Below are 12,550 nucleotides of genomic sequence, written 5' to 3' on the forward strand. Positions count from 1 at the left end.
CGCCGGAACGCCCGAGAAACGGGCGCCCGGCGCTCAACAATTCAGCGAAGAGAACGCTGTTCTAGACGTCGACCTCCGCATCCAGGGCGTTTTCCTGGATGAACTCGCGACGCGGCTCGACCAGATCGCCCATCAGGCGGCTGAACATCTCGTCGGCGTCGTCGGCATGATTCACCCGCACTTGCAGAAGCGTGCGAGCCTCCACATCCAGTGTGGTCTCCCACAGCTGGTCGGGATTCATCTCGCCCAGGCCCTTGTAGCGCTGGATGGTCAGGCCCTTGCGACCCGCTTCCATCACGGCGGCCACGAGGTCCATCGGACCACGGACGGTGGTCGACTTGTCTTTACGGCGGAACACCGCGCGGCCGGAGAAGATCTCGGCCAGGCTGCCGGCCCGCTCGGCCAGACGACGAGCGTCGGCGGCGTGCAGCAGGCCATCGTCCAGCACCACGCTCTCGGTCACGCCACGGCGGATGCGCTTGAACACATAGGCGGTGTCGCCGCGCTCGCCGGTCCACGGACCGTCGCCTTCCTCGGCGTAGAGATCCAGGCGCGCCGAGGCGGCCGCGATGTCCGGCTTGTCGCCGAACAGGCCGGCCAGGGCCGATTGCTCGACGGCGAACGACGGCGCGCGGGCGGCCAGACGGTCGATATTGCCCTTAGCCTGGCGGCACAGCTGCACCAGGGCTAGCAGGTCCTGGCCGGTGCGGCGCTCGCCCGACGGCAGGTCCAGCTCGGCCCCGTCGACGCCCTCATCGATCAGGAAGGCGTCCATCTCGCTATCGTCCTTCAGATAGCGCGAGGATTTGCCCTTGGCGGCTTTGTAGAGCGGCGGCTGGGCGATGTAGATGTAGCCGCGCTCGATCAGCTCCGGCATCTGCCGGTAGAAGAAGGTCAGCAGCAGGGTGCGGATGTGGGCGCCGTCGACGTCGGCGTCGGTCATCAGCACGATCTTGTGGTAGCGCACCTTGTCCGGGTTGAAGTCGTCGCGGCCGATGCCGGCGCCTAGGGCCGTGATCAGCGTGCCGATCTGGTCGGACGACAGCATCTTGTCGAAGCGCGCCCGCTCGACGTTCAGGATCTTGCCGCGCAGGGGCAGGACGGCCTGGTTGTCGCGATTGCGGGCCTGCTTGGCCGAACCGCCGGCCGAGTCACCCTCGACGATGAAGATCTCGGACTTGGCCGGGTCGCGCTCGGAGCAGTCGGCCAGCTTGCCGGGCAGCGAGGTGATATCCAGCGCGCTCTTGCGGCGGGTCAGTTCGCGCGCCTTGCGGGCGGCTTCACGAGCCGCGGCGGCCTCGGCGATCTTGGACACGATGGCCTTGGCTTCGTTCGGGTGCTCCTCGAACCAGGTCGCCAGGCCCTCCTGCACCAGGCCTTCGACGGCCGGGCGCACTTCGGACGAGACCAGCTTGTCCTTGGTCTGCGAGCTGAACTTGGGGTCCGGCACCTTGACCGACAGCACGCAGGTCAGGCCTTCGCGGGCGTCTTCGCCGCCGACATTGACCTTTTCCTTCTTGGTGATGCCCGAGCTCTCGGCATAGCCGGTGATGATGCGGGTCAGGGCCGCGCGGAAGGCCGAAAGGTGCGTGCCGCCATCCCGCTGCGGGATGTTGTTGGTGAAGCACAGCATCTGCTCGTGGTAGCTGTCATTCCACCACATGGCGAGGTCGACCTCGACCTTGTCCTTGACGCCGCGCACGACGATCGGGGCCTTCAGCAGCGGGGTCTTGACCTTGTCCAGGTGCCGGACGAAGGCCTCGATGCCGCCGTCATAGTGCAGCTTCTCTTCCCACGGCTCGGCGTCGCGATGGTCCTTGAACCAGATCGTCACGCCCGAGTTCAGGAACGCCAGCTCGCGCAGGCGGTGCTCCAGGGTCTTCCGGTCGAATTCGATGAAGGCGAAGGTTTCGCGCGACGGGAAGAAGGTCACTTCCGTGCCCGACAGCTGCTCGCCGGCCTTGGGGCCGTCCTCGCGCACCGGCGAGTCGCCCGTGACCTTCAGCGAGGTCACCGCGTCGCCGCGCTCGAAGCGCATCTGGTGGACCTTGCCGTTGCGGTGGATCAGCAGCTCCAGCCAGTCCGACAGGGCGTTGACGACCGAGACGCCGACGCCGTGCAGGCCGCCGGAGACCTTGTAGCTGTTTTGGTCGAACTTACCGCCGGCGTGCAGCTGGGTCATGATGACCTCGGCCGCCGAGACACCTTCGCCCTCGTGGATGTCGGTCGGGATGCCGCGACCGTCGTCGGTGACCGTCACCGAGCCGTCGGCGTTCAGGATCACCTGGACCTTGGTGGCGTGACCGGCCAGGGCCTCGTCGATGGCGTTGTCGACCACCTCGTAGACCATGTGGTGCAGGCCCGAACCGTCATCGGTGTCGCCGATGTACATGCCGGGGCGCTTGCGGACGGCGTCCAGGCCCTTCAGCACCTTGATCGAGTCCGCGCCGTACTGGGCGGCGGCTTCCTCGGTGGTCATTTCCGGGGCCGATTCGGGAACTTGGTCTTCGGTGTTCTCGGTCATTCGTCTTCCAGAGCTATGCGCCCATTGGGGTCAGGCCGGCGTCGCACACGCGAACACCTAATGCCCGACCCTTGAGATGGTCGAACAGCGACTCGTCCGTGCCGGTGAGGAAGGCCTGGAGCTTGAGCGCCGTGAGTTCGTCGGCCAATGCGGCTCGCCTGGTCAGGTCGAGATGCGCGGCGACTTCGTCGAGTAATATTATAGGATTCGGCGCGGATTCCGCACGCGAAAGTCGCGCGGCCTGGGCCAAAACGAGGTTCAAAATCAGGGCTTTCTGCTCTCCGGTCGAGCATTCCGCCGCCGGACGGTCCTTGTCGACGTGGAAGATGGCCAGATCGCCCCGGTGAGGGCCGGTCAAGGCGCGCCCGGCGGCCCCGTCGCGAGGCCGCGCGACGGCCAGGGCCGAGGCCAGTTTCAGCTCGATCTCGGCGAACGGGACTTCGTCGAGGGCCAGCTTTTCCCACTCGCCGGTCAGGGTCAGGCGGGCCATCGGAAAGGGCCGGTCGCCGCGCCCGTCGATCTCGGCCTGCAGGGCCATGAGGGTGCGGGCCCGGGCCTGGGACATCAGGGCGCCGGACTCGGCCAGACGCGCTTCCAGGGCGTTCAGCCAGGTCGCGTCGGGCGCGGCCCCGCTGTCGGCCGCATCGGTCAGCAGCCGCATCCGCTCGCGCTGGGCCTTGTCATAGGCGTTGGCGTTGGCGGCGTGGGAGGGCTCGCCGGCGAAGACCAGGCGGTCGAAGAACCGGCGGCGCTCGGAGGCGGCCTCCAGGAACAGGCGATCCTGGGCCGGGGTCAGCCAGATGGGGCGCAGATGGTCGGCCAGGCGCCCCGGCGGCACTGTCTCGCCTTCGATACGGACGGTGCGGCGGGCGGCGCCGCCCTGCTCGACCCCGGTGCCGATGCGGACGGGGGCGTCCTCCCCGGCTTCGACCTCGGCGGCCACGGCCCAGGCCCGGCCCACGGCCTCGCCCGGCAGGCGGCGGCCGACCTCGGCCATGCTGGCGCCGCGCAGGCCCTTGCCGGGGGTCAGCAGGCTGATCGCTTCGAGAAGATTGGTCTTTCCAGCCCCGTTGGCCCCGAACAGGTAGACGCTGCGCCCCTCGGTTTCGAGGCGGGCGCGCTCGTACGAGCGGAAGTCCGTCAGGGTCAGGGAAAGCAGTGCGGCCGACGCCATGGGGCGTTCTTAAGGGGTGTCGGGCGCGTGGGCTATACTAACCCGAGACACCCGCTCCATGAGGACGCTTGGAGCGGGTCCCGCCTCGGAATGGCCCTCCAGAGACTTGCGCGACATGTAGGCCCCGCCGAGGTCCAAGTTGCCTCAGCTACTGTGGCCACACCATGGCAAAGCTGGAACGTGGACTCGAATTAAGAATCCAACACCCGAGGGGACTTAGCCGATCTTGTAGCCACAGAGCTTGTTGCCATCCAGGTCGCGGAAATAGGCGAAATAGGCCTTGGGCATCCGCGCGCCCGGCGCGCCCTCGTCGGTGGCGCCCAGTTCGATGGCCTTGGCGTGGAAGGCGTCGACCTCCTCGACCGTGTCGAAGGCGAAGCCGCCCATCATGCCGTTGCCGACGCAGGCCGGATTGCCGTCGTACGGGCCCAACACCCCGAACATGCTGCCTTCGCTGCGGTACAGCCGCCCGCCCGAGGGATGGTCGAACAGCGGCTTGAAGCCAATCGTCGCGAGCAAGGCGTCGTAGAATTCCCGCGCCTTCGCCAGGTCGTTCGAGCCGACCGTCACGTAGTTCACCTTGGCCATGGGCCACCTCCCGTTTTTTTACGAAACGGACTGTAGCGCCCTTATGAGCATCCGCAATATGACCCTAACGTCAGGCGTAGCCGTCCTCGCCCTTCGACAGGCTCAGGGTGAGGACGAATTTTACGCCGCACTGAAAGAGAAACCTCATCCTGAGCCTGTCGAAGGAAGAGGTTTCGTCAGGCGCTACTTCCCACCCAGCCCCAGCACCTTTTGCAGGAACTGGGTCTCGACCTCGCGGCGGCGGTCGTTGTTCGCCTTCTTCAGGAAGCCGTGGCCCTCGTCCTTGAACTGCACGTACCAGGTCTCGACGCCCTGTTCGCGCAGCTTGGCGACGACCTGGTCGGACTCCGACTTCGGCACGCGCGGGTCGTTCCAGCCCTGCATGACCAGCATCGGCTTGGTAATGGCCTTGACGTTGTTCATCGGCGAGATCGTCTCGAAGGCCTTCAGCATCTTCGGATCGCGCTCGTCGCCATACTCGGCGCGGCGCAGATCGCGGCGATAGGCCTCGGTGTTCTGCAGGAACGAGACGAAGTTGCTGATCCCGTAGCGCTCGATCCCGGCGGCCATGCGGTCGGAATAGCGGGTCATCACCGCCAGCGACATGTAGCCACCGTACGACTGGCCGTAGACCACCACCCGGTTCGGATCGAGGTCGGGCTGGGTCTTGATCCAGTCCAGCAGCGCGCCGATGTCCTTGACCGAGTCCTCGCGCTTTTCGGCGTTGTCGAGGTTCAGGTAGGTCTTGCCGTAGCCGGTCGAGCCCCGGACGTTGGTGACGATCACCGCCGCGCCCAGCTCGGCCACAGTGTGCTGGTGGAAGGCGCTAAAGGTCGGCCGCGACTGACCTTCCGGCCCACCGTGGATGTCGATGATCACGGGCGCCTTCTGACCTGCCGCGAGCTTGGGCCGATAGACGAAAGCCGGGATGGTGCGCTTGTCGAACGAGGGGTAGCGGACCAGATCAGGCGTCGCGAGCGTCTTGGCGTCCAGGCCGCCCAGCTCCGAGGCCGTCCAGCGTTCCAGCTTGGCGTCGGTGACGCCCCAGCTCCAGGCGTCGCTGACGGCGGTCGGCGTGGCCAGGCTGAAGCCCAGTTTCGAGCCGTCCGGCGACAAGGCGATGCCCGACACCACGCCCATCGGCAGCTTGGGCTGCGGCAGGGCGCGGCGGGTGCGGAAATCGCGCACCACCAGCTTCGAATAGCCGTCCTCGTTGACCACATAAGCGAGAATCCGACCGTCGCCGGACAGGGCGAAGTCCTCGACATCCCACGCCAGTTCGCCCGAGACATTGACCTTGGCGCCGGTGGCCAGGTCGAACTGCACGAGGCGGGCGAAGTCCGAGCCCTCGTCGGACAGCATCAGGATCGACCGGCCGTCAGGCGTGAACTTGCCGCCACTGTAGGCGACCGAAGTCTTGCCGGGATTGAGCTCGGTCAGCTTGCCGCTGGCCACGTCCAGCAGCCAGCGCTTGCTGTCGTTGATCGAGAAGTAGCGGCCCAGCAGCACGGTCTTGCCGTCCGGCGACACCGCCACCGGCCCGACCTGACCCTCGCCCTTGTAGATGACCTTCACCGCGCCGGACGCATCGCGCATCAGCACGTCGTAATTGGCCGAGCCCTTGGTCGCCCGCGACCAGACCAGGACCGAGGCGTCCTTGGACCAGGCCGGCGACTGATTGCGCGTGCCGGTCTCAGTGATCTGCGTGGTCTTGCCGTCGGCGTCACGCAGGAACAGCTGGAACCACTCGTCGCCGCCGGTGTCCTTGGAGAACAGGATCTGGCCGTTCGGCAGGGTCTGGGCCGAGCCGACCGGCTCGTCGTAGAAGGTGATCTGGCTGCGGTCCGCGCCGGGCGAAGCGACCGTATGCAGTTGGTTGGTGTTGCCGAAGCGCGTGGTGATCACCATGCCGCCACCCGGCGCCCAGTCGTCGAAGACCGCTGAGCGGGCGTTCTGATACTTGGCCAGGCTCTCCCGGATCGAGGCAGGCGCGATCGGCACGTTCTCGAGGATCTGGTTGCCCATCTCGCGGCGCTCGACTTGAGCCAGCGCGGGAACGGCGGCGGCCAGCGCCAGGACGGCGACCGAAGCGGCGAGCAACTTCTTCATGACAGGACCTCGAAACCAAAACGGGCGCTCGAAAGCGCCCGTTTATTAGTTTTCCAACCAGACAATGCGGATCAGACCCGCAGCGGCATCAGCACGTACTTCACACCTGGATCGACCGGGTCGACCACCAGGGTCGGGCTGGCCGGGTCGGCGAAGCGGAACTCGGCCTGCGGGCCGGCGATCTGGCCGCAGACGTCCAGCAGGTAGCGGGCGTTGAAGCCAATTTCGAAGGGCTCGCCGTCGTAGTCGACCTCGACCTCTTCGACGGCCTGGCCGGCTTCCATGTTGCGGACGGTCAGGGTGATGCGGCCCGGCTCAATGGCCAGCTTCACCGAGCGGCTCTTCTCGGCCGAGATGGTGGCGACGCGGTCGACGGCCTTGGCGAACAGGTCGTTGTCCAGGGTCAGGATCTTGGCGTTGTCGCGCGGGATGACGCGCAGATAGTCCGGGAAGGCGCCGTCGATGACCTTGGAGGTCAGGGCCGCCTGGCCGAACTCGAAGCGGACCTTCTGGGGCGACACCTGCAGGTCGACCGTCTCGCCGGCCGATTCCATCAGGCGGCGGGCCTCGGCGATGGTCTTACGCGGCACGATCACGCCCGGCAGGCCGGCCGCGCCCTCGGGGGCGGGCATCTCGGCCAGGGCCAGGCGATGGCCGTCGGTGGCCACGGCGCGCAGCTTGGTCTCGCCGCCCTCGTTGACTGTGTGGAGATAGAGGCCGTTCAGGTAGTAGCGGGTCTCTTCGGTCGAGATCGCGAAGCGGGTCTTGTCGATCAGGCGGATCAGCTCGTTGGTGTCGACCGCGATGCGGCTCGACAGACCGTCGCTGCTCATCACCGGGAAGTCGCCGGCCGGCAGCACCGGCAGGTTGAAGCGCGAGCGGCCGGCCTGGATGACCAGGCGCGGATCGTCGCCGCTGAAGCTCAGCGAGACGTCGGCGCCGTCGGGCAACTTGCGGACGATTTCATAGAGGGTGTGGGCCGGCGCGGTGATCTGGCCGGGGATGTCGATCTGGGCGAAGCCCTCGTCGATGATTTCCATGTCCAGGTCGGTCGCCGAGAAGGACAGGCGATCGCCCTCGGCCGACAGCAGGATGTTCGACAGGATCGGGATGGTGTTGCGGCGCTCGACGACGCTCTGCACGTGCCCCAGCGCCTTCAGGAGCGCCGCCCGTTCGATCGTAAGCTTCATAATCCGGTCCAGGTGCGAGGCCGCCGCCCCAGGAGAATCGTCCTGTTACGGCCCCGTTGAGAAGGGACCGCCGACATTAGCGAAATCGCGCGCGTGGGGAAGAGGGGCGAGCCTCTTGCGGAAGCTGAATCCGCTCCCATTTTCTAAGAATGATTCTCAACTAGGAGCGCGCCGATGCGCCTCGCCCTCAAGACCCTGACCTACGCCTCGATGCACCTGACCGTCGCGGTCATCGTCGCCTACGCCCTGACCCGCGACTGGAAGATCGCCCTGGCGGTCGGTCTGGTCGAACCGATGGTCCAGACCGTGTCGTTCAACATCCACGAACGACTGTGGTCGCGCGCCGACAAGCGAGCGCGCGACCGTCAGGATCAGGCCTTGGCGTCGAACGTGCCGCCCGAAGCGTCCTCGGCGCTGGCGCCGGCATAGGGATTGGCCGAGGCGGCCGGCGCTTCGCCGGTCGAAGGCCCCGTCGAACCCTTGGCCGCCACGGCGACCATAGCCGGACGGACCAGACGGCCCATCAGCTCGTAGCCGGCCTGCAGCACGGTCAGCACGCCGCCGGCCGCGACTTCGGTCGAAGGCTGCTCGGTCACGGCCTGGTGCAGGTGCGGATCGAACTTCTCGCCCTTGGCCGGCTGAATCTGCTTCAATCCGTTGCGTTCGAAGGCGCCTTGCAGCTCCTTCTCGGTCATCTCGACGCCGATGATGAAGTTCTTCACCGCCGCGTCGGTCGAGTCCTTGGGGCTGTGGGCCGTGGCCCGCGCCAGATTGTCGGCCGCGCCCAGCAGGTCACGGGCGAACTTCTGGATCGCATAGGCGCGCGCGTCGTTCATCTCGCGCTCGGCGCGGCGCTTGGTGTTCTCGGCCTCGGCGGCGTAGCGCAGGGCCTGCTCCTTCAGAGCGGCCACTTCCAGCTTCAGCGCCTCGATCTCTTGCGACGCATCGTCAGCCTCGAAGGCGACGTCTTCGGCCGGCGTCTGCTCGTCGGTCATCTCTAAGTCCTTATCCATCCATCATCCGCCCGAGCACCCGGGCGGTATAGTCCACCAACGGAATGACGCGGGCGTAGTTCAAACGCGCGGGCCCGATCACGCCGATCGCGCCCAAGACCTTCTGTCGGCCCGTCATATAGGGCGCCGCGATCACCGAGGAACCCGAAAGCGAAAAGAGCCGCGTTTCGGCCCCGATATAGATGCGCACGCCCTCGGCGTCACGGACGTCGTCCAGCAGGCCGATCAACTGGCCCTTCTGCTCGAGATCATCGAACAGCTGGCGGACGCGGTCGATGTCCTCGCGGGCCCGAGCGTCGGCCAGCAGGTTGGCCTGCCCGCGCACGATCAGCGAGCGGGCGTCGCCCTCCCCGCCGCTCCAGGCGGCCAGCCCGTCCTCGACCAGGCGCGCGGCGGTCTCGTCCAATTGGCGACGCGCGATGTCCAGTTCGCCACCCATCTCGGTGCGGGCCTCGCTCAGCGTGCGGCCGCGCAGGCGGGCGTTGAGGAAGTTGGACGCCTCCTGCAGGGCCGACGGCGTGACGCCCGGCGCCTGGCGCATCAGCCGGTTCTCGACCTGGCCGTCCTCGAACACCATGACCGCCAGCACCTGGCCGCCGCCCAGCGGCACGAACTCCACGTGCTTGACCCCGCCCTCGCGGACGGGTGTGACCACGATCCCCGCCCCGCCGGCGAGACCCGACAGGATGGACGAGGCCTCGGCCAGGGCTTCCTCGAACGAGCGCCCCTTCACGGCCAGTCGCGCCTCGATGGCGCGCTTCTCGGCCTCGGCGACGTCGCCGACCTCCAGGAAGCCGTCGACGAACATGCGCAGGCCCGAATGGGTCGGCATCCGGCCGGCGCTGGTGTGGGGGGCGTCCAGCAGACCCAGCTGCGCCAGGTCCTGCATGGTGTTGCGGATCGAGGCGGGCGACAAAGCCAAGCCCGCCTTGGACAGGGTGCGCGACCCGACGGGCTCGCCGGTCTCCAGATACGACTCGACGACGCGGCGGAAGATGTCGCGGGCGCGGCTGTCCAGCTCCGTCAGGCCCGGCGCGCGGACGATCGGTCCGGGGAAGAGATGCGTCATGTCATCTCGATCATCTGGAGCGTGTCTTCGAAGACCCGGTCGGCGAACAAAAGGAGTCAGCCTCTTTCAAGTGCGGCTCTCAATAGGATAAGCGGCCACCCACACACATTCAAATTGTCCCTGAGATCAGGAGTTTCCCATGCGTCCGTCCGAACGCGCCCCCGACCAGCTGCGCGCCGTCACGCTGGAAACCGGCGTCAACCGCTACGCCGAGGGTTCGTGCCTGGTTTCGTTCGGCCACACCAAGGTGCTGGTCACCGCCACGGTCGAGGAAAACGTCCCCGGCTGGATGCGCAACAAGGGCGCCGGCTGGGTCACGGCCGAGTACGGCATGCTGCCCCGCGCCACCCACACCCGCGGTCGTCGCGAGGCCGCCGCCGGCAAGCAGAGCGGCCGCACCCAGGAAATCCAGCGCCTGATTGGCCGGTCCCTGCGCGCCGTCGTCGACCTGAAGGCCCTGGGCGAGCGCCAGATCAGCCTCGACTGCGACGTCATCCAGGCCGACGGCGGCACCCGCACCGCCGCCATCACCGGCGCCTGGGTCGCCCTGCGCCTGGCGGTCAACTACCTGCTGGAAGAGGGCGTGCTGAAGGCCGACCCGATCCTGGGCCAGGTGGCGGCCGTCTCGTGCGGCGTCTTCAAGGACACCCCGGTCCTCGACCTGGACTACGAGGAAGACTCCAACGCCGAGGCCGACAGCAACTTCGTCCTGACCGGCAATGGCGACATCTGCGAGATCCAGGCGACCGGCGAGAAGCGCGGCTTCACCCGCGTCGAGTTCGAGTCGCTCTATTCGCTCGCCGAGAAGGGCATCAACGAGCTGTTCGCCCTGCAGCGCGCGGCGATCGCGGGGTAGTTCTAGACCCACTCGAGAAATCCGCCTTCCTGGGCCTTGTGCCCAGGACCCATGGCGCGGCCAGGCGCGGTGCTCGCCAAAGCGCTCCGCCAGCGTGGTCGTGCGCCCTGCAGTCGGGGCGAACGGACGCATGGGTCCTGGGCACAAGGCCTAGGAAGGCGGATGTTATGGCGGGGCGTAGAACTGACAGCCCCTTGCCCGCTGAGACCGCTACCCCCAGATTCCAATCCTGAAGGTTAGGAGTCTCGCGTGACCACCCCGTTCGATGGCTATGAAGTCGAAGCCCGCCTGCGCCCCTCGGCCGAGGCGTATCGCTTCGACCTGGACCAGGCGCTGGCCTCGATGGTCGCCCTGGAGGCGATCGTGCCGGCCGACGCCTATACGGCCGCGATTCTCGGGACCGAGCGCGTCGGCAACGGCGTGGTCGTCGGTCCCGGCGGCCTCGTGCTGACCATGGCCTATCTGATCACCGAGGCCGAAGAGGTCATGCTGACCCGCAACGACGGCCGCCAGATCCCGGCCCACGTGCTGGGCCTGGACGTCCGTTCGGGCCTCGGCCTGGTCCAGGCGCTGGAGCCGCTTGACCTGCCCGTCATGACCATCGGCTCGGCCGATGACCTCGACGTCGGCGCCCCGGTCATCGCCGCCGGCGCCGGCGGCCGCGCCCACGCCATCGCCGGCAAGGTCCTGGCCCGCATGCCGTTCGCCGGCTACTGGGAGTACCTGCTGGACGACGCCATCATCACCGGTCCCGCCCACCCGCACTGGAGCGGCGCGGCCCTGATCGGCCCCAAGGGCGACCTCGTGGGCCTCGGCTCCCTGACCCTGGAAGGCCGCGGCGAGGACGGCGCCGCCCGACCGATCAACATGTTCGTGCCCGCCGAGCTGCTGCCGCCGATCCTGGACGAGCTGGCGCGCGGCAAGAGCCCGCATCCGCCACGCCCCTGGCTGGGCGTCTTCGCCCAGGAACTGGAAAACCACGTCGTGGTGGTCGGCATCTCGCCCAAGGGGCCGGCCGACCGCGCCGAGCTGCGGGCCGGCGACCTGATCCTGGCCGTCGACGGCCAGCCGGTCTCGGACCTGGCCGAATTCTACACGGCGATGTGGGACCTCGGTCCGGCCGGCGTCACCGTCCCCCTGCAAATCCTCCGCGAAGGCGACGCCTTCGAGGTCGAGATCCGCTCGATGGATCGCGGGACCTTGCTCAAGAAGCGACGCCTGAACTAGCCAATGACCACGCCGTCAGGTCCCTGGGACCAGCCCCCGGAACCCGTTCGACCGCAACGGCCCGCCCGCCGTTCGGTCGCGCCGGGTCGCGTCTGGCTGTGGCTGGCCGTGCTGGCGGCGATCGGGGCGGTGACCTTCGCCCTGGCCCGCGCCTTCCCCGAGGCCGTGCAGAGCGGCGAGGACAAGAGCTACCTGGCCTACCGCCTGGGCGTGGTGGTGCTGGTCTCGACGGTGCTGCTGCGCGGCCTGCGCGGCTCGATCGGCCAGCACCTGAAGCATGTGGCGCTGTGGAGCGGCATCATCGCGGTGCTGGTGCTGGGCTACGCCTATCGCGCCGAGCTCGCCGCGATCCCACGGAAAGTGGCCCTGGCCTTCAATGTCGGGACCCCGGTCCAGGTCGGCGAGCGGACCCTGGTCGTGCCGCAGGGCGAGGACGGCGCCTATGTCGTCGACGGCCTGGTCAACGGCCAGCGCGTGCGCTTCGTGGTCGACACCGGCGCGACCGAAACCGTGCTCAGCCCCGCCGACGCCCGCCGCGTCGGTGTACCGGTCGATACGCTGGACTACGGCTACAAGACCGAGACCGCCAACGGCGTGGGCTATGGCGCGGCCTATGACGCCACGAGCCTGGAGGTCGGGGCCATCAAGCTGGAAGGCTTTCGGATGATGGTGAACAAGGCCCCGATGAGCACGTCGCTGCTGGGGATGAGCTTCCTGCAGCGCCTGGAGGCCTTCGAGTTCCGCGATCGGCGGCTGATCCTCAAGTGGCGCGAGGACGAGAAGGGCCGGGCCTACTAGCC

11 protein-coding genes are annotated in these 12,550 nt (G+C 67.7%); 4 read left to right on the top strand and 7 right to left on the bottom strand.

The annotated features are described in order from the left end of the window. Nucleotides 1-61 precede the first annotated feature (61 nt). The 5 genes from gyrB to dnaN all read right to left on the bottom strand — a co-directional run bounded on the left by gyrB (nt 62) and on the right by dnaN (nt 7,585). Complete coding sequence (gene gyrB / locus AC07NN_RS17220; RefSeq protein WP_494643479.1) at nt 62-2,524, bottom strand: DNA topoisomerase (ATP-hydrolyzing) subunit B; 2,463 nt, start codon at nt 2,522-2,524, stop codon at nt 62-64. A 13-nt stretch (nt 2,525-2,537) separates the two neighbouring features. Continuing rightward, a complete protein-coding gene (recF, locus tag AC07NN_RS17225; protein ID WP_494643484.1) occupies nt 2,538-3,698 on the bottom strand; it encodes a DNA replication/repair protein RecF in 1,161 nt (386 codons plus the stop codon). Nucleotides 3,699-3,914: 216 nt separating this feature from the next. Next, on the bottom strand, nt 3,915-4,286 hold the full coding sequence (locus tag AC07NN_RS17230; protein ID WP_494643488.1) for a VOC family protein: 372 nt from the start codon (nt 4,284-4,286) through the stop codon (nt 3,915-3,917). Between the two features lie 183 nt (nt 4,287-4,469). Further along, nucleotides 4,470-6,395: a S9 family peptidase gene (locus AC07NN_RS17235; RefSeq protein WP_494643493.1), complete on the bottom strand. Its 1,926-nt coding sequence runs from the start codon at nt 6,393-6,395 to the stop codon at nt 4,470-4,472. Nucleotides 6,396-6,466: 71 nt separating this feature from the next. After that, nucleotides 6,467-7,585 (bottom strand): DNA polymerase III subunit beta, encoded by a 1,119-nt coding sequence (gene dnaN / locus AC07NN_RS17240; protein ID WP_494643496.1) that lies wholly within the window; start codon nt 7,583-7,585, stop codon nt 6,467-6,469. A 174-nt stretch (nt 7,586-7,759) separates the two neighbouring features. On the opposite strand from dnaN, the gene AC07NN_RS17245 reads away from it, so the two are divergent. Continuing rightward, complete coding sequence (locus AC07NN_RS17245) at nt 7,760-8,014, top strand: DUF2061 domain-containing protein (protein WP_494643498.1); 255 nt, start codon at nt 7,760-7,762, stop codon at nt 8,012-8,014. Here AC07NN_RS17245 and grpE read toward each other — a convergent pair. Both grpE and hrcA read right to left on the bottom strand, forming a co-directional pair. After that, on the bottom strand, nt 7,957-8,580 hold the full coding sequence (gene grpE, locus AC07NN_RS17250) for a nucleotide exchange factor GrpE (protein ID WP_494643501.1): 624 nt from the start codon (nt 8,578-8,580) through the stop codon (nt 7,957-7,959). The two genes, AC07NN_RS17245 and grpE, sit on opposite strands and share 58 nt — an antisense overlap. Nucleotides 8,581-8,590: 10 nt before the next feature. After that, complete coding sequence (hrcA, locus tag AC07NN_RS17255; protein ID WP_494643505.1) at nt 8,591-9,667, bottom strand: heat-inducible transcriptional repressor HrcA; 1,077 nt, start codon at nt 9,665-9,667, stop codon at nt 8,591-8,593. Between the two features lie 139 nt (nt 9,668-9,806). On the opposite strand from hrcA, the gene rph reads away from it, so the two are divergent. The 3 genes from rph to AC07NN_RS17270 all read left to right on the top strand — a co-directional run bounded on the left by rph (nt 9,807) and on the right by AC07NN_RS17270 (nt 12,548). Next, nucleotides 9,807-10,523, top strand: coding sequence for a ribonuclease PH (gene rph, locus AC07NN_RS17260; protein WP_494643507.1), 717 nt, complete (start codon nt 9,807-9,809; stop codon nt 10,521-10,523). A gap of 249 nt (nt 10,524-10,772) precedes the next feature. Beyond that, nucleotides 10,773-11,750 carry a S1C family serine protease gene (locus tag AC07NN_RS17265; protein ID WP_494643508.1) on the top strand — a complete coding sequence of 326 codons (978 nt, stop codon included), beginning with the start codon at nt 10,773-10,775 and terminating at the stop codon, nt 11,748-11,750. Between the two features lie 3 nt (nt 11,751-11,753). Further along, a complete protein-coding gene (locus tag AC07NN_RS17270) occupies nt 11,754-12,548 on the top strand; it encodes a retropepsin-like aspartic protease family protein (protein WP_494643510.1) in 795 nt (264 codons plus the stop codon). Nucleotides 12,549-12,550 lie beyond the last annotated feature (2 nt).

The sequence above is a fragment of the Caulobacter sp. GW821-FHT09H08 genome, from assembly GCF_059415885.1.